Annotated in this window: 24 protein-coding genes; 12 read left to right on the top strand and 12 right to left on the bottom strand. The window is 72.4% G+C overall.

Annotated elements, in window-relative coordinates:
- Positions 1–61: 61 nt before the first annotated feature.
- The 5 genes from GA0070612_RS04885 to GA0070612_RS04865 form a co-directional block, all read right to left on the bottom strand.
- On the bottom strand, positions 62–754 hold the full coding sequence (locus GA0070612_RS04885; RefSeq protein WP_088986837.1) for an ABC transporter permease: 693 nt from the start codon (positions 752–754) through the stop codon (positions 62–64).
- Positions 751–1,596: an ATP-binding cassette domain-containing protein gene (locus GA0070612_RS04880; RefSeq protein ID WP_088986836.1), complete on the bottom strand. Its 846-nt coding sequence runs from the start codon at positions 1,594–1,596 to the stop codon at positions 751–753. Before GA0070612_RS04880 ends, GA0070612_RS04885 begins: the two co-directional genes overlap by 4 nt.
- Positions 1,593–1,931: a PadR family transcriptional regulator gene (locus GA0070612_RS04875; protein ID WP_088986835.1), complete on the bottom strand. Its 339-nt coding sequence runs from the start codon at positions 1,929–1,931 to the stop codon at positions 1,593–1,595. Before GA0070612_RS04875 ends, GA0070612_RS04880 begins: the two co-directional genes overlap by 4 nt.
- A gap of 102 nt (positions 1,932–2,033) precedes the next feature.
- On the bottom strand, positions 2,034–2,753 hold the full coding sequence (locus GA0070612_RS04870) for a PP2C family protein-serine/threonine phosphatase (RefSeq protein WP_088986834.1): 720 nt from the start codon (positions 2,751–2,753) through the stop codon (positions 2,034–2,036).
- Positions 2,754–2,846: 93 nt separating this feature from the next.
- A complete protein-coding gene (locus tag GA0070612_RS04865) occupies positions 2,847–3,407 on the bottom strand; it encodes a helix-turn-helix domain-containing protein (protein ID WP_231924469.1) in 561 nt (186 codons plus the stop codon).
- Between the two features lie 55 nt (positions 3,408–3,462).
- On the opposite strand from GA0070612_RS04865, the gene GA0070612_RS04860 reads away from it, so the two are divergent.
- Positions 3,463–4,737: a benzoate/H(+) symporter BenE family transporter gene (locus tag GA0070612_RS04860; protein WP_088986832.1), complete on the top strand. Its 1,275-nt coding sequence runs from the start codon at positions 3,463–3,465 to the stop codon at positions 4,735–4,737.
- Positions 4,738–4,804: 67 nt separating this feature from the next.
- On the opposite strand, the gene GA0070612_RS04855 is transcribed toward GA0070612_RS04860, so the two are convergent.
- The 4 genes from GA0070612_RS04855 to GA0070612_RS04840 all read right to left on the bottom strand — a co-directional run bounded on the left by GA0070612_RS04855 (position 4,805) and on the right by GA0070612_RS04840 (position 7,046).
- Entirely contained in the window at positions 4,805–5,176 is a 372-nt protein-coding gene (locus tag GA0070612_RS04855; RefSeq protein WP_088986831.1) for a hypothetical protein, read from the bottom strand.
- A gap of 331 nt (positions 5,177–5,507) precedes the next feature.
- Positions 5,508–5,759, bottom strand: a complete 252-nt coding sequence (locus GA0070612_RS04850) for a hypothetical protein (RefSeq protein ID WP_088986830.1) — start codon at positions 5,757–5,759, stop codon at positions 5,508–5,510.
- Between the two features lie 81 nt (positions 5,760–5,840).
- Positions 5,841–6,314: a large conductance mechanosensitive channel protein MscL gene (gene mscL / locus GA0070612_RS04845; RefSeq protein WP_088986829.1), complete on the bottom strand. Its 474-nt coding sequence runs from the start codon at positions 6,312–6,314 to the stop codon at positions 5,841–5,843.
- 39 nt (positions 6,315–6,353) lie between these two features.
- Positions 6,354–7,046: a FadR/GntR family transcriptional regulator gene (locus GA0070612_RS04840; RefSeq protein ID WP_088986828.1), complete on the bottom strand. Its 693-nt coding sequence runs from the start codon at positions 7,044–7,046 to the stop codon at positions 6,354–6,356.
- Between the two features lie 50 nt (positions 7,047–7,096).
- Between GA0070612_RS04840 and GA0070612_RS04835 the strand changes: the two genes are divergently transcribed.
- The gene (locus GA0070612_RS04835) at positions 7,097–8,395 is read left to right on the top strand and encodes an MFS transporter (protein ID WP_088986827.1); all 1,299 of its coding nucleotides are present in this window, start codon (positions 7,097–7,099) and stop codon (positions 8,393–8,395) included.
- Between the two features lie 13 nt (positions 8,396–8,408).
- Here the strand turns inward: GA0070612_RS04835 and GA0070612_RS04830 are convergent, their stop codons facing one another.
- Complete coding sequence (locus GA0070612_RS04830) at positions 8,409–8,765, bottom strand: STAS domain-containing protein (protein WP_088986826.1); 357 nt, start codon at positions 8,763–8,765, stop codon at positions 8,409–8,411.
- 163 nt (positions 8,766–8,928) lie between these two features.
- On the opposite strand from GA0070612_RS04830, the gene GA0070612_RS04825 reads away from it, so the two are divergent.
- Genes GA0070612_RS04825 through GA0070612_RS04800 form a run of 6 tightly spaced genes read left to right on the top strand, consistent with a single transcriptional unit; the run spans position 8,929 to position 14,526 of the window.
- Positions 8,929–9,789 carry an STAS domain-containing protein gene (locus tag GA0070612_RS04825; protein ID WP_088986825.1) on the top strand — a complete coding sequence of 287 codons (861 nt, stop codon included), beginning with the start codon at positions 8,929–8,931 and terminating at the stop codon, positions 9,787–9,789.
- Positions 9,789–10,199, top strand: coding sequence for an STAS domain-containing protein (locus tag GA0070612_RS04820; RefSeq protein WP_088986824.1), 411 nt, complete (start codon positions 9,789–9,791; stop codon positions 10,197–10,199). Before GA0070612_RS04825 ends, GA0070612_RS04820 begins: the two co-directional genes overlap by 1 nt.
- Entirely contained in the window at positions 10,196–10,615 is a 420-nt protein-coding gene (locus GA0070612_RS04815; RefSeq protein WP_088986823.1) for an anti-sigma regulatory factor, read from the top strand. Before GA0070612_RS04820 ends, GA0070612_RS04815 begins: the two co-directional genes overlap by 4 nt.
- Complete coding sequence (locus GA0070612_RS04810) at positions 10,612–11,625, top strand: SpoIIE family protein phosphatase (protein WP_088991273.1); 1,014 nt, start codon at positions 10,612–10,614, stop codon at positions 11,623–11,625. The genes GA0070612_RS04815 and GA0070612_RS04810 overlap by 4 nt, the downstream gene beginning before the upstream one ends.
- Positions 11,622–12,983, top strand: a complete 1,362-nt coding sequence (locus tag GA0070612_RS04805) for a sensor histidine kinase (RefSeq protein ID WP_088986822.1) — start codon at positions 11,622–11,624, stop codon at positions 12,981–12,983. The genes GA0070612_RS04810 and GA0070612_RS04805 overlap by 4 nt, the downstream gene beginning before the upstream one ends.
- A 13-nt stretch (positions 12,984–12,996) precedes the next feature.
- The gene (locus tag GA0070612_RS04800; protein WP_197699406.1) at positions 12,997–14,526 is read left to right on the top strand and encodes a SpoIIE family protein phosphatase; all 1,530 of its coding nucleotides are present in this window, start codon (positions 12,997–12,999) and stop codon (positions 14,524–14,526) included.
- Between the two features lie 10 nt (positions 14,527–14,536).
- Here the strand turns inward: GA0070612_RS04800 and GA0070612_RS04795 are convergent, their stop codons facing one another.
- On the bottom strand, positions 14,537–15,403 hold the full coding sequence (locus GA0070612_RS04795) for a helix-turn-helix domain-containing protein (RefSeq protein ID WP_088986821.1): 867 nt from the start codon (positions 15,401–15,403) through the stop codon (positions 14,537–14,539).
- Positions 15,404–15,434: 31 nt separating this feature from the next.
- Between GA0070612_RS04795 and GA0070612_RS04790 the strand changes: the two genes are divergently transcribed.
- The 4 genes from GA0070612_RS04790 to GA0070612_RS04775 all read left to right on the top strand — a co-directional run bounded on the left by GA0070612_RS04790 (position 15,435) and on the right by GA0070612_RS04775 (position 19,085).
- Positions 15,435–16,019, top strand: a complete 585-nt coding sequence (locus tag GA0070612_RS04790) for a TIGR03086 family metal-binding protein (RefSeq protein WP_088986820.1) — start codon at positions 15,435–15,437, stop codon at positions 16,017–16,019.
- Between the two features lie 302 nt (positions 16,020–16,321).
- Positions 16,322–16,858: a PadR family transcriptional regulator gene (locus GA0070612_RS04785; RefSeq protein WP_088986819.1), complete on the top strand. Its 537-nt coding sequence runs from the start codon at positions 16,322–16,324 to the stop codon at positions 16,856–16,858.
- Positions 16,855–17,556, top strand: a complete 702-nt coding sequence (locus GA0070612_RS04780; protein ID WP_088986818.1) for an ABC transporter ATP-binding protein — start codon at positions 16,855–16,857, stop codon at positions 17,554–17,556. The genes GA0070612_RS04785 and GA0070612_RS04780 overlap by 4 nt, the downstream gene beginning before the upstream one ends.
- Before the next feature lie 14 nt (positions 17,557–17,570).
- A complete protein-coding gene (locus GA0070612_RS04775) occupies positions 17,571–19,085 on the top strand; it encodes an FtsX-like permease family protein (protein WP_456299242.1) in 1,515 nt (504 codons plus the stop codon).
- Between the two features lie 22 nt (positions 19,086–19,107).
- Here the strand turns inward: GA0070612_RS04775 and GA0070612_RS04770 are convergent, their stop codons facing one another.
- Positions 19,108–19,293, bottom strand: coding sequence for a hypothetical protein (locus GA0070612_RS04770; RefSeq protein ID WP_088986816.1), 186 nt, complete (start codon positions 19,291–19,293; stop codon positions 19,108–19,110).
- Between the last annotated feature and the right edge of the window lie 59 nt (positions 19,294–19,352).

Raw genomic sequence — 19,352 nt, 5'->3', positions numbered from 1 at the left:
CAGCAACCGGATTGGCCCGATCCGTGGCATCGACGAGCACCCCGTGGTCGAACACGCGCGGTCAGCCGACCGGCAGATGCCGCAGGTGACGGCGGCGGCGCAGACGGATGCCGGCCACGGCCGCCACGCCGATGACCAGCAGGGCGGTGACGGCGAGCCCGTGCAGCAGGCCCCGGGAGAGGTAGCCCTGGTCGGTGTGGTCGACCGCCCAGGTGGCGATCTCCCGGGTCGACCAGAAGGGGGTCAGCTTCGCCCCGGACCCGGCGGGGTCGATCAACATCTGCACCGTGACCACGGTGAGCAGCAGCAGGGTGCCCTCCATCTCCCGGGGCAGCAACGTGCCGATCAGCATCCCGAACGGCGCCGCCACCGCGACGGAACAGAGCAGCGCGGCGGCCAGGCCGCCGTACCGCAGCTCCGCGCCGTCGATCATCGGGAGCAGGAAGAACGGCACGGAGATGATCAGCCCCACCGTCCACAGGCCGAGCACCCGACCGAGGTAGAGGTGATGTGGGCGGTAGCCGGCCAGCCGCAGCCTCGGCTCCACCTCACGAGCCGCGGTCGTGGCGAACAGCGCGGCGGTGCTCACCGCCCAGCCCACGCCGAGAAGCAGCGACCGGACCGACTGCCCGAGGTAGGCGTCCCGCCGGATCAGGTAGAAGGTCAACGGCATCAACAACAACAGCAGGAGTACGCCCCGACGCCGCAGCAACTCCCGCACTGTCATCTCGGCGACGGTGACGAGCCGGTTCACTGGTGGCCTCCCCGGACGCCGGGCGCATGCCACCCGGTCTCCCGTGCCGGGGTCAGGTCGAGCACGATGTCCACCCGGTCGAGTTGGTTGAGCAGGTGGGTCACCACGACGATCGCCGTGCCGGCGTCGCGCAACCTGCTGAGCTGGTCCCAGAAGTTGACGTAGGTGCCCTGGTCGAAGCCCTGGTACGGCTCGTCGAGCAGCAGGACGTCGGGGGCGCTGAGCGTGGACATGGTCAGGTTGAGCTTCTGCCGGGTGCCACCGGACAGATGGCGGGCCTGGACGTCCCCGCCCGCTTCCCATCCGAGTTGACGTGCCGCCGCCCGACCGGCCCGGCGGGCCGGACCCCGAGCCACGCCCTGGCCGGCCCCGACCAGCACGAAGTGCTCGTCGGCGAGCAGGAAGTCGGCGGTGCCGCCGGACTGTGGGCAGTAGCCGAGCCGCCCCGAAACTGTCACCTCGCCGGCGTCCGGGGACATCAGCCCGGCGCAGATGCGCAGGAAGGTGCTCTTGCCGCAGCCGTTCGCACCGATGACGGCGGCGATCTGTCCGGCCCGGACGGTGAGTGTGGCGTCCCGCAGGACCGTTCGCCGCCCGTACCGCTTGGTGATGCCCGTCGCGTGCAGCCGGACCGGTCCGGGGCGTGGTCCGGGCGCGGTGCCGATGCTCTCCACGACCGCGCCCGCGTACTGCTGGGGTGGGCCGAAGACGACCCAGGGGTCACCGCCACCGTCACGTAGGTGTGTGGCGGCCTCGGCGACCACGTGTCGGGCGGCGTCCGGCGCTACCCGGCGCTGGTGCAACTCGGCGGTGAGTGTCCGCAGCCAATCGTCGGCGTTCACCGGGTGACCCCCTTCGTGACGATGTCGTTCACCGGCTGGACGAAGGCGAGCCAGGCGCTGCCGCCTGAGCGGAGCGCCGCGTACCCGTCGTCGGTGAGCCGGTAGTACTTGCGGGCCGGCCCGGCGCTGCCCTCCCGCCACTGTGCGGTGACCAGGCCGGTCTTCTGCAGGCGCAGCAGCACGGGGTAGAGCGTGCCGCCCTGGATGGGCCCCACACCTGAGGCGTCGAGCGCCTGGGCGAGCTGGTAGCCGTAGGACTCGCGGTCGGCCAGCAGGGCCAGCACGCAGATGTCGAGCACCCCACGCAGCCACTGCCCGCGCCGGTCGGATTCCACGCGTCGGACAGTAGCGGTGCAAGCTAGATGGCACAACTACCTACTTCGGCGGCCGGACCCGACCCGGCGGGTCCCGTGAACCGGCGGAGTGTGTCCTACCGGTCAGTGGGCGACGACGTCGGAGACGACGACTGTCACGTTGTCCGGAGCGCCGGCGTGGTGGGCCAGCTTCACCAACTGTTCGCCGCACTGCTGGCGGTCGGAGTACATGCCCAGCGCCGCCGCGATGGCGTCGTCCTCGACGTAGTCGGAGAGCCCGTCACTGCACAGCAGCAGCCGGTCACCGGGCACCACGGTCAGGACCCCGACCGCCGGCGGGGTGTCGGCACCCTGCACGGCCCGGGTCACCAGGGACCGCTGCGGGTGGTGACGGGCCTGGTCGGGGGAGAGCGTGCCCTGGTCGACGAGCGCCTGGACGAACGTGTCGTCCCGGGTGAGCTGGGTCAGCTCCCCGTCGCGCAGCAGATAGCACCGGGAGTCACCGACCTGGGCCAGCACCAGCGTCTCGCCGGCCAGCAGTGCCGCGGTGAGCGTCGTGCCCATCCCCTCCCGGGTCGGGTCGACGGTGATGGCGGCGTGGATGCGCTGGTTGGCGGTGCTGACCACGGCGCGCAGGGCGTCGGCGGCGGCGTCGGGGTCGGTGGGCGGGGCCAGCTCGTCCAGGATCCGGATCACGATCTCGCTCGCCACCTCGCCCGCGGGCAGCCCGCCCATGCCGTCGGCGACGGCGATCAGGCGGTCACCGGCGAGGGCGGAGTCCTCGTTGTTGGTGCGAACCAAGCCGATGTCGTTGAGGATGGCCGAGCGGAGGATCAGCGTCATGGGGTCAAGCTTGCCAAGAAGACCCTGCCTTCGTCTCTACGCACTACTGCGTGGGGCAAAAATGATTGAGATATGGGCCCTTTGGAACCGGTCTCAGTGGCGCGGGTAGCGCAGTAGCAGGCTGGCGGCGACCTCCTCGTCACCCACCGCCGCGTACGTGTGTGGCACGTCGGACACCCAGCGGAGGTGACCGCCGGCCGGGGCGGTCAGCGGCGCGTCGGCGGGCCCGGCGCGCAGCACTCCGGCGAAGACGGTGATGTGCTCGGTCACGCCCGGCTGGTGGGCGGGAGAGGTCTGCACGACGCCCGGCGCGACGCTCATCCGGTACAGCTCGTAGGTCGCGTCGGTGTCGGTGAACACCTCCAGCAGGGTGGCGGTCACGGCGGTGCCGTGCACGATCGGCTCGGCCGCCGGTTCGGCCAGCAGGGCGGTGAACGGCACGCCGAGCTGCGCGGTGACCGCCCAGAGCGTCTCCAGGGTGGGGTTGCGGGTGCCGTGTTCCAGGCCGGAGAGGGTGGCTTTTCCGACACCGGCGAGCCGGGCCAGTGTGGACAGCGAGATGCCTCGCTCCTCGCGTAGGGCACGAACCCGGCGGCCGACGACGACGGGATCCACGTCGAGGCCCGGGCGGCGGGCTGGTGGTGGCTGCGGCACCCGACTATGGTGCTACACGCTGTCGTTCCGTAAACGGAACAGTCGGGGGAGTCGGATGGCCGGACGTGTGCAACCACTGCTGGCGGGTGTGGTGACCGCACTCGTCGGCTTCGCCAGCTCGTTCACCGTCGTCCTGGCCGGGCTCCGCGCGGCCGGCGCGTCGGACGCGCAGGCCGCCTCCGGGCTGCTCGCCCTCTGCCTGGCGTGCGGGCTCGCCGCCGCATGGCTGGGCTGGCGGCACCGGATACCGATGAGCGTCGCCTGGTCCACACCGGGCGCGGCGCTGCTGGTCGCGACCGGACCACCCCCGGGCGGATGGCCGGTCGCAGTGGGCGCCTTCCTCGTCTCCGGGGTGCTGATCGTCGCGGCCGGGCTGTTCCCGCCCCTCGGCCGTGCGGTGGCCGCCATCCCCAAGCCGGTGGCCGGCGCGATGCTCGCCGGGGTCCTGCTGCCGCTGTGTACGGCCCCGGTCCGCGCACTGGTCGAGCTGCCCCTGGTGGCCGGGCCGGTGGTGGTGGCCTGGCTGCTGCTGCACCGGTTCGCCCGCCGCTGGGCGGTGCCCGGCGCTCTGGTGGTCGCGGTGGCGGCGATCGCGCTGACCGCGTCGCCGGCCGGCCTGACCGGTGCCGCGCTGGTCCCTTCGGTGACGCTGACCGCGCCGGCCTGGAACGCGTCCGCGCTGGTCGGGCTGGCCCTACCGCTGTTCCTGGTCACCATGGCCGCGCAGAACGTACCCGGCATGGCGGTGCTGGTCGGCTACGGCTACCGGCCGCCGTTCGGCGCCGCTCTGCGCGCCACCGGACTGGCCAGCCTGCTCGCCGCCCCGGCCGGCGGGCACGCGGTGAACCTGGCGGCGATCACCGCCGCGCTCGCCGCCAGCCCCGACGCGCACCCGGACCCGGAGCGTCGATGGGTCGCCTCGGTCACCGCAGGCCTCGGGCTGGCCCTGCTCGGATTGGGCGCCGGAGTGGCCACCGCGTTGGTCGCGGTCGCCCCACCGATCCTCATCGAGGCCGTCGCCGGGCTGGCCCTACTGGGTGCCCTCGCGACCGCGCTCGCCTCGGCGGTGGCCGACCCGGCGACCCGGGAGGCGGCGGTGGTCACCTTCGTGGTGACCGCCTCCGGGGTGACGCTGCTCGGCGTGGGCGGCGCATTCTGGGGTCTGGTCGCCGGCTGCCTGATGCTGCTGCTCTTCCACCCCCGCCCCGCGCCCGCCCCCGCCGGGTCGAACGGTCCTGCCCCTGCCTCGGCCGGGCCGGATGGTCCCGCTTCCGTCGCGGCGGACGCCCCCGCTTCCGCCGCGAGGGGTAGATCCACTCGGGTTTCCTGAAATCAGGGTGTCCGAAGCCTCGGGACACCCCGATTTTCGTGAACCCGAGTCGATCAGGGCGGTGGGGTCACTCCTCGGGGGGTAGGTCGGCCACGCCGACGGCCAGGAGGACCCGTCCGTCGGCCACCGATCCGATCCGGTCGGCCGGTACGTAGACCGCGCCGGTGCGGGTCAACTCCGTCGACACCTTCAGATAGCCGCTGTGCAGCAGCCGTGCGGCCAGGTCGGCCGGGACGTCCGGCTCCTCGACCGCGGTCGCCTCGATCAGCTCGTCCAGGCTGCTGCCCGGGTCGGCGGTCGAGGTCTGGACGGTCACCGCGTTCGGGTCGCCCCGCTGGACGAGGTCCACGGTTCCGACCTCGGTGCCGGCTGAGTCGACCACCGGCATCCCCGTGGTGATCCGCGAAATGGTCGCCTGCTGCTCGTCCTGCTGGTCCATCCCACCGCGGTTCCCGGGGCGGCACGCCGCTAAACGCGTCCGCATGCCCGTCGGCCGGTAGCGCTAGCGGCACGCGGCGATGACCGGAGAGCGTGATGCCTGGGTGGCGGGTGGCGGCAGCGTAGGTCATGGCCCACTCGTGCATCCCGAAGTGGCCGAGGTGCGGCGCTCGCGCGGGGATGACCGGAGAGCTTGATGCCGCTGTGGCATCAAGATGCCACAGCGGCATCACCGCTGAGAGCGCTACCGCCTCCGGATCGGACGTGGCGACGACCGGCGTCCGAGCCCGCCGCCAACCCCGACGGTAACGCCGCGCGGCTGCGGTGGTTCGTCAGCTGTTCGGGAGGGTCCAGCTGCCCGGTGGGCGGGGGGACAGCTCCCGCCAGGTGTCCGGACCGTCGAGGAGTGCCCGGACGGTGTCCTCGGCCTCGTCCGCACTGCCGTACTCGTAGAACCGGGAGACGCCCTCCGCTCCGCCGGCGCGCTGCTCGACGTGCCACCGGTCGGCGTCCACCCGCAGGAAGACGTCCCGCCGGGCCAGCCGCCCCCACTTCCCGTTCCACCAGTGCTTCCGCTGCTCCATGGCGGGACTCTATCGAACACACGTACGAGTAGGTGCGGCCCCTGCGGGATTCCCACAGGGGCCGATGTGCTTCCGGTCGAGTCAGCGCTGCGTCGGCGGTTCCGTCCGGCGGCCCAGCACGTCGTCCAGCGCCCCACGCTGCTGACCCGGGGTGGTGTGGCCGGCGGAGACCAGCGCGTCCCGGATCTCGGTGAGCAGCTTGACCTCCTCGCTCGGCGCTGCGGGCGGCGGCTCCTCGCCCCGCTTGCGTCGCTCGGCCAGCCGGTTCATCGGGTAGACGACCAGGAAGTACAGCGCTGCCGCGGTGAGCAGGAAGGTGATCACCGCGTTGACGAAGGCGATCCAGTCGAACGCGATGCCGCGGAACTCGGGCGCCGTGCCGGCCAGGCCCTTGTCGCTGCCCGTGATCAGCAGCACGATGACCCTGATCAGCGGTTCGAGGAACGACTTGGTGAGCTGAGTGACGACGCCGGTGAACGCCGCGCCGATGACGACACCGACCGCCAGATCGACGACGTTGCCGCGCATGATGAAGTCTTTGAAGCCCTTGAGCATTCGTACTCCCGAGGTGTCCGCTTTTCTGTCGGGGACAACCTATGCCCGTTCGGCGGGCTCCAGAAAAGTGCCGGCCTCGAGCGCCGCCCGGCCCGGGTCGCCGGCCCGGATGGCCTCGACCAGTCGGCCGTGGTCGACGTAGCGCTCCGGGGTGAGCGCGTCACCCATCGCCTGGGCGACGGTGCTGCGCAGGGCGCTGCCGACCGAGGCGTACAGCTCGGCGAGCATGGCATTGTGCGCGGCGGCGACCACCGCCGTGTGCAGCGCCGCGTCGGCCTCGACGAACGCGTCGACCCGGCCGTCCCGCCAGGCGGCCTCGCGCTCCGCGAGCGCGCCGTCGAGCGCCGCCAGATCCTCCGGGGTACGCCTCAGCGCGGCGAGACGGGCGGCCTCCACCTCGAAGGCGCGGCGCACCTCGATCACCTCGGTCATCCGGTCGTCGCCGAGGCGGCGGGCCACCACCGGGGCCAGCTCGTCGGTGGAGACCACGTACGTGCCGGAGCCCTGCCGGCACTCCAGCACCCCGGCGTGCACCAGGGCGCGGACCGCCTCGCGGACCGTGTTGCGCCCGACTCCCAGCGCGGCGACCAGCTGCGGCTCGGTGGGGATGCGCCCGCCGACCGGCCACTCACCGCCGAGGATCCGGGCCCGGAGCTGCTCGATCGTCTGCCGGACGCGGTGCCCGCGCGGCGGCACGGGGGGAGCTGAGGAGGAATCGACCGACGGTGGCACTGGTTACATCACCGGTCCCAAATTCATCCCATGATTGTAGGTTAGAGGTCATGACCCCGCCACCCACCGCCGCTCCGGCGCTGCCCGCCCCCGCCGCCGTCGACACCCGCCCCGCCGTCGACACCCGCCTGGCCGGCGACCCCGGTGCGGCCCGGCGGACGCACCCGGCTACCGGTGGCGCGCTCGTGCTGGTCGGGATGCTGCTGGTCGCGGTCAACCTCCGTGCCGTGGTGACGAGCCTCGGCGCGCTGCTCGACGAGGTCCGCGACGGACTGGGCCTCTCCGGCGCCACCGCCGGTCTGGTCACCACCCTGCCGACCATCGCGTTCGCCGGTCTCGGCGCGCTCACCCCGTGGTTGGTACGCCGGGTGGCACCGGCCCGGGTGCTGGTGGCCGCCATGCTCGCCCTCGCCGTCGGTCAGGTGCTCCGGGTCGTCACCGACTCGATCTGGATCTTCGTGCTCACCAGCGCGCTGGCGCTGTCCGGCATCGCGGTCGCCAACATCCTGCTGCCGATGCTCGTCAAGCAGCACTTCCCGCACCGCACCGGCCTGGTCACCGGGGCGTACACGATGGCGTTGACGGTGGGCACGACGGTGGCCGCCGCCACCGCGGTGCCGATCGCGCACGCCTTCGGGTCCTGGCGGGCCGGGCTCGGCATCTGGGCCGCGATGGCGGCGGTGGCCGTACTCCCGTGGGTGCCGCTGGCGCTGCGGACCCGGACCGGCGCGCGGCGGGCGACCCCGACGGCGGTCGCCGCCACCCCGGCGCGGATCCGGCCGGCCCGTACCCGGCTCGGCTGGGCGATGGCCGTGTACTTCGGGGCGCAGTCACTCAGTGGGTACGCGATCATGGGTTGGCTGGCCCAGTTGTTCCGCGACGCCGGCTACCACCCGGAGTCCGCCGGGCTGCTGCTCGCCGGGGTGACCGCGCTCGGTGTGCCGATCGCGCTGCTGATGCCCACCCTGGCCGGCCGGCTCGGCAGTCTGCGGCCGCTGGTGCTGGGGCTGACCACCGCGTCGGCGCTGGCCTACCTGGGGTTGGCGCTGGCCCCGCACGGCGCCGCGCTGCTCTGGGTCGCGCTCCTGGCCATCGGTCAGGGCGCGTTCCCGATGATCCTGACCGCCATCGGTCTGCGCGCCCGCACCGCCGAGGGGACCGTCGCGCTCTCCGCGTTCGCGCAGAGCACCGGTTACGTGATCGCCGCTCTCGGCCCGCTGCTGGTCGGCATCCTCTACGAGGCCACCGGCGGTTGGACCGCCCCGATCGGGTTCCTGCTGGTCGCTCTCGCCGTGCAGACCACGGCGGGCATGGCGATCGCCCGTCCCCGCTACGTCGAGGACGAGTGAGGAACGGCAGCGGTCAGGAGGAGGCCGGCGTCGACTCGCCGGCGACTGCCTCGTCCACCGTCGGGTAGGTGTGCAGCACCTCGACCAGCCCACTCACCTCGAGGATGCGCAGCACCCCGCGCTGCGGTGCGGCCAGCCGGACCACGCCGCCAGCCTCGTCGCAGCTGTTCTTGGCGCGGACGAAGACCGACAGGCCGGTCGAGTCGCAGAACGAGACGTCCGCCAGGTCGAACACCAGCCGACTGCGGCCCTTGTCCAGCAGGTCGGTGATCTGGTCCTGGAGCTGCGGTGCGGTGGCCATGTCGAGCTCGCCCGCGACCGACACGACGACCATGTCGCCGCGCTGTTCCGTGTGCACCGTCAAGGACATTCGACAGACCTCCTGTTATCGGGGGAACGGTATCCCACGACGGGGGGCGAACGCAGAACGGGAGCCGGTATCCGGTGGCCGTCATCATTCCGTTGCTACGGGGCAAGTAGTTGGTCGGCCCTCGGTGATAGAGTCCGCCCGGTCCAGGTCAAGGGGGTTCGAAATGGCGTTGAGCACCGAAGAAAGTGGTCGGCTCGCCGCGCTGCTGAGCGAGCAGGCCGACCGGGTCACGACTCGGTGGACCGAGATCGTCACCAGTTCGTTGCGGGGCCGGCTGAGTCAGGCCGAACTGCGCCGGCAGGTTCAGGACCTGCACCGCGCGATCCTCGCCACCGGCGACCAGGGCGAGATCGACCTGTCCGCCGACAGCGCCGCCGAGCTGCGTGCCGCGCTCTCCGAACTGTCCCGTGGTCGCGCCCGGCAGGGCTTCTCCGCCACCGAGACCTCGATCAGCGTGTTCGCCCTCAAGGACGTGCTCGCCGAACTGTTGCAGGAGGCCGGCGGAAGCAACGCGCTGAGCGACTTCGTCGCCTTCTCCAAGCTGGTCGACGACATGGGCCTCTACACCTTCGAGAGCTTCGTCCGCACCCGGGAGAGCCTGATCGCCGATCAGGCCGAGCAGCTGCTCGAACTCTCCACGCCGGTGGTCAAGCTCTGGGAGGGCGTGGTCGCCGTCCCGCTGGTCGGCACCCTGGACTCGGCCCGCGCGCAGGTCGTGATGGAGCGGCTGCTGCAGACCCTGGTCGACACCGGCTCCCCGTACGCGATCATCGACATCACCGGCGTCCCGGCGGTGGACACCCAGGTCGCCCAGCACATCCTGAAGACCGTGGTGGCGGCCCGGCTGATGGGCGCCGACTGCATCATCTCCGGCATCCGTCCGCAGATCGCGCAGACGATCGTGGCGCTCGGCATCGAGTTCGGCGACATCGCCACCAAGGCGAGCCTCGCCGACGCGCTGCGCCACGTGCTGCGGCTCACCGGGGTGGAGACGGCCCGCCGCCAACCGCGTCGGGGCAACTGATGGAACGCGTACCGATCCTCAAGATCGGCGACATCCTGCTCGTCTCCATCCAGGTGGACATGTCCGACCAGACGGCGGTCGCGCTCCAGGAGGACCTCGCCGAGCGGATCGTGGACACCGGCTGCCACGGCGTCATCATCGACATCACCGCGCTGGACATCGTCGACTCCTTCGTCGGCCGGATGCTCTCCACCATCGCGTCGATCTCCAAGGTGCTCGACGCGGAGACGGTGGTGGTCGGAATGCGCCCCGCCGTGGCCATCACCCTCGTCGAACTGGGGCTCTCGCTGAACGGCATCCGTACCGCGCTGAACGTCGAGCGCGGCATGGAGCTCATCGCGGCGGCGCACGACGACGGGTTCGACGACGAGCTTGAGGACGAGCCGGACGCCGAGACGGCCACGCCGTGACCGCGGGCATCGACCTGGGCCACCCGCAGGCGCAGTCGGTCCGCAGCGATGAGGACGTGGTACGCGTCCGGCAGTTGGTCCGGTCCGTGGCGGTCGCCGTCAAGCTGTCCCTCGTCGACCAGACCAAGGTGGTCACCGCGGCCAGCGAACTGGCCCGCAACACCCTCGTCTACGGGGGCGGTGGCTCGGTCGAGGTGGCGACAGTGGACAACGGCCGGCGCAAGGGCATCCGGATCGTCTTCGCCGACTCCGGGCCCGGCATCGCCGACCTGGATCTGGCCCTGACCGACGGCTACACCACCGGCGGTGGCCTCGGCCTCGGCCTCAGCGGGTCCCGCCGCCTCGTCGACGAGTTCGAGATCGAGACCTCGCCGGAGACCGGCACGCGCATCACGGTCACCAAGTGGTCGCGGTGAGCGCCGAGGCGGTCACCGACAGTGGCATCTGGTTCCGGGTGGAGGCCAGCAGCGCGGCGAGTGCCGTGCGGCGGGCCGCCGAGCGCCTCGGTGCGCAGGTCGGGATCGGTGAGGTCCGCATCGCCGACCTGGCCATCGTCGCCGCCGAGCTGACCAGCAACCTGGTCAAGCACGCCGACGAAGGGGTGCTGCTGCTCCGGCCGGTGCGCCGGGCCGGGCAGGCCGGCGTGGAGCTGGTGGCGATCGACTCCGGGCCGGGGATGGCCGATCTGACCGTCTCGTCCCAGGACGGGCACTCCACCACCGGAACGCTCGGCATCGGTCTGGGTGCCATCGTGCGGCAGGCGAGCTGGTTCGACGGATACTCGCTGCCCGGCCGGGGGACGGTGTTCGCCGTGCAGGTCTGGCCGGCGGAGCCCCCGCGCCCGTCCTGGGCCGGTGCCCTGACCCGGCCGATCACCGGCGAGACGGTCAGCGGCGACGGGTACGCCGTCCGGGTCGCCGACGGGCGACACCAGGTGCTGGTCAGCGACGGGCTGGGGCACGGCCCGTTGGCCGGCGCCGCAACCGACGCGGCGCTCGCCGCGTTCCGCAACGCCCCGGCCGGCCCACCGGCAGCGGTGGTCGCCCACCTGCACCGCAGCATGTCGCACACCCGAGGCGCCGCGCTCGCGGTCGCCGAACTCGCGCCGGAGGCCGGCGTGCTGCGCTACGCCGGCCTGGGCAACATCGCCGGTGTGATCGTCGAGGAGGACGGCCGCCGCCGTGGGCTGGTGTCGCTGCCCGGCATCGCCGGCCACCAACGGCCGGCCATCCGGGAGTACGAATATCCGCTCGGCCTGGGTTCCCGACTGGTGATGCACAGCGACGGGGTGGCCGACCGGTGGCGGTTGGAGGACTACCCGGGTCTGGCGGAACGCTCTCCGCTCGTCGTGGCGGCAACCCTCCTGCGCGACGCGGGTGTGCGACGCGACGACGCCTGCGTGCTCGTGGCAAGGTCCTGGGCATGACCGGCGACCTGGCCGCGCAGCCGCTGCTCCAGATGGCGCTGCGGGTGGAGCAGGACATCTTCGTGATCCGTCAGCGGGGCCGCGAGGTGGCCGCCGTGGTGGGCCTCGAACACCAGGACCAGGTTCGGATCGCCACTGCGCTCAGCGAGGTGGCCCGGGACCTGCTGGGGACGATCGGCGGCGCGGACGTCACCTTCCACATCGACGCGGGCGTCGACGGTCGACACCACCTGCGTGCCGACCTCGCCCCGGTGACCCCGTTGCCCGACGGTCACTACCAGCCGCAGTCCGGTGCGGTGTCCCGACTGGTCGACACGTTGGGCGTGACGACCGTCGAGGGGGTTACGGTCGTGAGGATGTCCCGACGAGTCCCGGCCAACGCGCCGAACCCGACCCCGGAGCGGTTGGCCGAGTTCCGCAGCGAACTCGGTCGGATCGCCCCGGCCAGCGCGTTGGACGAGTTGACGGTGCAGAACGGGCAGCTCATCGCGGCACTCGACGAGGTACGCAGCCAACGGGACGAGCTGGCCGTGCTCAACGAGGAACTGGCCGAGACCAACCGTGGTGTGCTGGCGCTCTACAACCAGCTCACCGAGGAGTTGGAGGAGACCAACCGGGGGGTCGTCGCCCTCTACGCCGAGCTGGACGAGAAGTCGGCCCAACTGCGGGCGGCGAGCGAGTCGAAGAGCCGGTTCCTCGCCAACGTGAGCCACGAGCTGCGCGCCCCGGTCACCGCGATCATCGGGTTGGGGCGGCTGCTCACCGACTCCGCCTCCGACCCGCTCACCGAGGAGCAGGGCCGCCAGGTCGAACTGATCCGCTCGTCGGCGGCCGACCTGCTCAACCTGGTCAACGAGCTGCTGGACCTGGCGAAGGCGGAGTCCGGCCGGATCGAGCTGGACCTGTCGGACGTCGACCTGCGCCCGGTCTTCGGTCAACTGCGCGGCACACTGCGCGCGCTGGCCACCCGCCCGGAGGTGGAGCTGGTGGTGGAGGAGCCCAGCGCGCCGGCTCTGCTGCGCACCGACGAGGTGCTGCTCGGCCAGGTGCTGCGCAACCTGTTGCACAACGGGTTGAAGTTCACCGAGCGCGGCGAGGTGCGGCTGCGTGCCCACCAGCAGGGCGACAGGTGGACGTTCGAGGTCAGCGACACCGGGCCGGGCATCGCCCCCGAGCTGCACGACCGGATCTTCGAGGAGTTCTACCAGGTGCCGGGCGCCACCCGGGTCGGCGGCACCGGCCTCGGCCTGCCGTACGCCCGGCGGTTGGTGACGCTGCTCGGCGGGACACTGGAACTGACCAGTGAGCCGGGCCGGGGCAGCACATTCCACGTCTCCCTGCCCGTTGGCGGAGCGTGACGGCGTGGACGGCATGCCGACGACCGTCCTGGTGGTCGATGACAGTCGTACCAAACGCTATCTGCTGGTCAGCTGGTTGACCCGGGCCGGCTTCACAGTGCTCGAGGCCGAGAACGGCGCCGAGGCGTTGGCCCGGGTCGAGGTGGACCGGATCGACCTCGTCGTCCTCGACGTCCGGCTGCCCGACCTCAGCGGCTACGAGGTCTGCGAACAGATCAAGGTCCGTCATCCGGCGATGCCGGTGATCCACGTGTCGGCGCACGCCGTGGACGTCGCCGACCGGGCCCAGGGACTGACCCGGGGCGCGGACGCGTACCTGACCGAGCCGATCGAGCCGGAAGAGCTGATCGCCACCACCCGGGCGGTCCTGCGCTACTACCAGGCCCGGCAACGCGCCGAACTGCTCGCCGAGCGGCTGCTCGGCCTGGCCGACACGACAGTGTCGGTGCACGCCGCCCCGACCTTCGCGCGCCTGCTGGAGGCGGCCGCCGAGGGCGCCGCTCAGATTTTCAAGAGTCCGGCGGCGGTGATCGCGGAGACGTTCGACGGTGACTGTCTCGCGGGGATCTGCGCCGGCCCCGGCACCCCGGCCTCCGTCGTGCCCTGGGTGGTCGACGACACCGGCGTGCCGACCGGCTCCACGGTCCGGGTCGACACGGCCGAGGCCTGGGCGTTGGTCGACTGGCCGGCGGACGACACGGTGACTGTCGCCGCCGCCCGCCTGCGGGAGGACCGGGCCCCGCTCTACGTGGTGGTGCCGACCGCTACCCAGACCGCTCGGACCCCGGTGCTCGTGCAGCTCGCGCAGGCGGTCGCCGCCGCCGTCGAGGGGCAGCGCTCGTTCGACGAGGAGCACCGGATCGCGGTGACCCTCCAGCGCAGCCTGCTCCCACGCGGCCTGCCCGACGTGGCCGGGCTGGACCTCGCCGTGCGGTACGAGCCGGCCAGCGCCCAGACCGAGGTGGGCGGCGACTTCTACGAACTGGTGATGCTCGACGGGCACCTGCTGCTGGCGATCGGGGACGTCGCCGGCCACTCGCTGCACGCCGCGACCGTGATGGCCGAGCTGCGGCACGCGGTGCGGGCGTACGCGGTCGAGGGGCACCAGCCCGGCGAGATCCTGCACCGGGTCAACGAGCTGATGCGCACACTGCTGCCGGACGAGTTGGCCACGCTCTGCGTACTGCTGCTGCACCCACCGACCGGTCGGGTCCGGCTGGCCAGCGCCGGGCACCTTCCGCCGGTGCTCAGCGTGGACGGCAAGGTCGAGTTGGTGCAGCACTCCGCACCGCTGCTCGGCGTCCGGGCACCTCGCCCGCCCGACCTGGAGTTCGTGCTGCCGGCCGGGGCCACCCTGGTGTTCTACACCGACGGGCTGATCGAGCGACGCGACGCGACGATCGACGAGGGGCTGGCCGCCCTCTCCGGGGTCTGCACCACTGTCGACGAGGACCTGGACCGCTTCTGCGCCCGGTTGCTGGTGGAGCTGGCCCCACCGGAGATCCAGGACGACGTCGCAGTGGTCGTCCTGCGTCGCCGCTGAGCGCCGGTGGTCAGCGCACCGACCGGGCGTACGCGGCAGGAGACACCCCGGCCACCGCGGTGAAGTCGCGCACCAGGTGGGCCTGGTCGCTGTAACCGAGGTCGGCGGCAAGGTCCGCCCAGCTCAGCGGACCGCCGGCAGCCTGTTCGACGGCCTCCTGGAGTCGGTAGCGGCGGATCACCCACTTCGGCCCGACGCCCACGTACTCCAGGAAGAGCCGTTGCAACCGGCGGACCGGGACGTCGTGTCGCGCGGCGAAGTCACCGACCCGCAGCACCGTCCGGTCGGTGCGGATCGCCTCGGCCAGCCGGGTGGCCTCCTCGGCCAGCGGATCCGGTGTGGGCGCCCAGGCGCTGAGCAGGGCGTCCAGGGCTGCGCAACGCTCCTCGTCGGTGCCCGCGCACATGCCGATCCCGGGGGATGCCAGGCGGCCCGTGGGAAGCGCCACCCGCCGGCCGGTCAGCTCACTCACCGGGCGCTGCCAGAAGGGGTGGAAGCCGCCGGGGCGGAACTGCACCCCGCAGACGCGGCCGGTACCGGTCAGGGTGATCCGGAACAGGTCACGACCCACGCCCGCGACCTCGCCGGACGCGGTCCCGCTCCTGTCCCCGCCGTCGCCGTGGCCGTGGCCGTGGCCGTGGCCGTGGCCGTGGCCGTGGCCGTCGCCGTCGCCGTCGCGCCGGAACACCACGTTCACCGCCGGGTGCGGCACGACCCGTTGCTCGAACGGTGCGCGCAGCGCCCAGTCGATCAGCCAGTAGTGCTCGACCCAGGGGCGTAGTGGCTCCGCCGGCAGGTGCCGTCGGAAGCGCACCTCGCGCAGCATGCGCCCGGGGTCGAGAATTCCCCGGCTGTCGCCACGCGGTCGCTGTCGCATTTGTTCAAGACCACCCTCATACGCTGGCCCTATGACCACTCAGACTAGCGATCTGCTGGCGGCTGCCGCGCCGCGAACCGTCGACGTGGTGCGGGGCATCACCGACGACCAGCTCGACCTGCCCACGCCCTGCCGCGACTACGTGGTGCGTGACCTGCTCAACCACCTCTTCGAAGTGGTGGTCAACTTCCAGGGGCTGGCCGCGAAGCAGCCGGTGGAATGGGCGGAGAAGCCCGACCACCTCGGTGACGGCTGGCGGGACCGGTTCGGGGTGGAGACCGACCGGCTGGTCGCGGCGTGGTCGGATCCGTCCACGCTGGAGGGTGTGTCGCCGGGAATGGGCCTGCCGCAGACCGTCGTGGGCGGGATGGCTCTGTTGGACCTGACCGTGCACGGCTGGGACCTCGCCGTCGCCACCGACCAGCGGTACCAGCCGGCCCCGGAGGCGGTGGCCGAGCTGCACGGTCTGGTCGAACAGTTGGGCCCCACCGCCCGCAGGATGGGCGTCTTCGCCGACCCGGTCACCCACCCCACCACCCCGACCGACGGCCCCGACCTGGCCCACCTTCTGACCCAGACCGGCCGCACCCCCACCTGGCCCACCCCAACCCCCTAACCCACCCGGCCCCCCGGCCACCCGGCCCCCCGGCCCTCCCACCCCGACCCCCACCCCGGCCCCTCGCGCCGGTGATCAAGAGGTTTGCGTAAGATCGCGGCGCGTTCGTGACGCAAACCTCTTGATCACCGGGGGTGGAGGGGCCGGGGTGGGGTGCAGGGACGGAGGGGCCCGGGGTGGGGGTGTAGGGACGGAGGGGCCGGGGTGGGGGTGCAGGGATGGAGGGGTCGGGGTGGAGGCGTGTGCGGCGCGCCTTTGGTGGGGTTGTTGACGTAGGTATTCGCTGGGTGAATAGTGGACGCGTGTCCACGCCGCATGTTCTGCTCGGGTTGTTGGCTGCTGGCAGCCGGCACGGTTACGAGCTGAAGCGTGCGCACGACGAGCGGCTGCCGAGGGCTCGGCCGTTGGCCTTCGGGCAGGTCTACGCCACTCTCGGTCGCCTCGAACGCGACGGCCTGGTGGCCGCCGCCGGGCAGGATCGCGCGGGCGGTCCGGATCGCACTGCCTACGCGCTGACCGACCACGGGCGGACCACGCTGGACCACTGGCTCACCACTGTGGAACCACCCATGCCGTACGTGGCCAGCACGCTCTTCGCCAAGGTCGTCGTGGCGCTCCTGGTCGCCGACGTCGACCGGGCCCGGTCCTACCTGATCGCCCAGCGCGCCGCGCACACCGCGCGGCTGCGTGAGCTGACCACCGTCAAGGCCGACCCGACCGCCACCCTCAGCGACGTGGTCGCGGCGGACTTCGCGATCTCCCATCTCGACGCGGACCTGCGGTGGTTGCACACCACCCTGGGCCGGGTCGCCGACTGGCACCGGGAGGTGCACCCGTGACACAACTCCAGGCGCGCGGCGTGGTTCGGGCGTACGGCCCGACACCCGCGCTGCGCGGCGTGACGCTCGACGTGGCCGAGGGTGAGATCGTCGCCGTCACCGGCCCGAGCGGCTGCGGCAAGTCGACCCTGCTGCACTGCCTGGCCGGGATCCTCCGCCCGGACGCCGGCGAGGTCGCCTGGCGCGGCCAGCGCATCGACACCTGGTCGGAGGCGGCCCGGTCCCGGCTGCGGCGCACCGAGTTCGGGGTGCTGTTCCAGTTCGGCCAGTTGGTGGCCGAGTTGACCGCGGCGGAGAACGTCGCTCTTCCCCTGCTCCTCGCCGGCACGGGGCGGCGAGAGGCACGGACGGCGGCGCTCACCTGGCTGGACCGGTTCGGGGTGACCGAGGTGGCCGACGTGCGCCCGGGTGAGATGTCCGGCGGTCAACAGCAACGTTGCGCCACGGCGCGGGCGCTGGTGACCGAGCCACGGGTGCTCTTCGCCGACGAGCCGACCGGCGCGCTGGACACGCTCACCGGCGAGCAGGTCCTCACCCAACTGGTCCGGCTCGCCCGTGAGCAGCGCACCGCCGTCGTGCTGGTGACGCACGAGCCGCGGATCGCCGCGTACGCCGATCGGGAGGTCGTGCTGCGTGACGGCCTGGTGGACCACACGGGCCTGGGGCTCGACGTGCCGATGGTCGGCGGCACCCGGTGAGAGCGGCGACGCTGGTGCGTCTAGCGCTCGCCGGGAGTCGCACCGACGTCGCCCGGGTCGCGCTGACCGCACTCAGCGCCCTGCTGGCTACCCTGGCCGGGCTCGCGGCGCTGACCGTGCTGGCCATCCGCACTCCGGCGGCGACGGACGAGAATCCGAACAGGTTGTCCGAGCAGTACCACAACGCCCTGTTGAGCGAACCGGGGCTGCGTGGCGGCACGACGTTCGCGCTGCTCATGCTGATGGTTCCGGTGCTGGCGCTGGCCGGTCAGTGTGCCCGGCTCGGAGCGCCGGCGCGGGACCGTCGGCTGGCCGCGATCCGGCTCGCCGGCGCCACCCCCGGCCAGGTCACCCGGCTGGCCGTGCTGGAGACCGGTCTGGCCGCCCTGCTCGGCACGTTGGCCGGGCTGGGCGTCTACCTGGGCGGTCGCGAGGTGCTGCACCGGCCGGACGCGCGCGGCCAACTGGCCCTGCCCACCGATGTGCTGCCGTCGTCCGGGGCGGTGACTGCCGTGGTGCTCGGTCTGCCGGTCATCGCCGCGCTGGTCACCGCACTGATGCTCCGTACGGTCACCACCAGCCCGCTCGGCGTGAGCCGCAAGGCCGCCCGCGAGCGCGGCCCGAGGCCGTGGGCGGGCTATCTGATCGGGCTCGGCGTGGTGTCGTTCGCGGCGATCCGCCCGATGTACGAGCGGGTCGGCGACAACGCAGTGGTGCTCGGCCGGCTGCTCCCGTTGATGTTCGCGGTGAGCGCCCTCGCGGCGATGATCGGTGTGGTGATCGGCACGGGCTGGATCTCGTACCACTGCGGGAAGCTGATGCGGCGATACGCCCGTCGGCCTCCGGCCCTGCTCGCGGCGGGCCGGCTGATGGCCGACCCGTGGGCGGGCAGCCGCACGTTCGCGGCGCTGCTCGCTGCGCTGATCTTCGGCGGTGGTGCGGCCGTCCAGCGTGCCTACTTCGCCACAAAGGACCAGCTCGACCGGGAGCAGAGCCAGCTCGTCGGCGTGGCTGAGGTCCCCGACTCGTTCTACCTGTCCACGATGGATCTCGTCGACCTGGCGGTGGGGGTGGCCATCCTGATCGCGGCCGGCGGCCTGATCGTGGCGCTGGTCGAGGGGATCGTCGCCCGTCGGCGGGCGTACGCCGCGTTGGTCGCCACCGGGGTGCCCCGAGCCACGCTGAGCCGATCGGTGGCCTGGCAGGCGTTCGCCCCGGCGGTGCCGGCGATCCTGCTCGCGCTCACCGTGGGCACCCTGCTCGGCCGTGGGCTTGTCACGGAGGTGTCAGCGGGAGGTGGGTCGGCATCGGTCTGTGAGGCCACAGCGGCGCTCTGTGCCGACCCTGCCGCCAGTGGGCAGTACACCCGGATCGTGCACTTCCCCGCCGTGCACCGAGACGTTCCCGTACCCCTGGAGCACCTGGCCTGGCTCGGTGCCGGCGGGGTGGTCGCGGTGCTGGTGACGGTCGGCGTCGGCCTGCTCTTCCTCCGCGCCAGCACCGCGCTGGACGAGCTGCGCACGACCTGAGCGTTCCTCCGGTGCGACGGGGTCAGGCGGTGAGGAGACCGGAGGAGAGCGCGATGAGCGCCCCGACCACGGCCGAGCAGCAGCAGACGATGAGGCCGGCCACGATCGCGAGGATCAACCAGACCCGGCGGTCCCGTGCCACCGCCGCCAAGCTCGGCCGGCGGACGCCCTCGTCGGCTCCGCCTTCACCATCCGTAGCCCCGGTCACCGGGGAAGTGTAGGCCCCGACCCCCGTGTCGGCCCCGGTAACGCCCGGCTGGCTCCCTT

Source organism: Micromonospora chokoriensis (genome assembly GCF_900091505.1).
GTDB classification, from domain to species: Bacteria; Actinomycetota; Actinomycetes; order Mycobacteriales; family Micromonosporaceae; genus Micromonospora; species Micromonospora chokoriensis.
The sequence above is the reverse complement of the archived record's forward strand: the minus strand, read 5'-3'. Positions and strand labels throughout refer to the sequence as shown.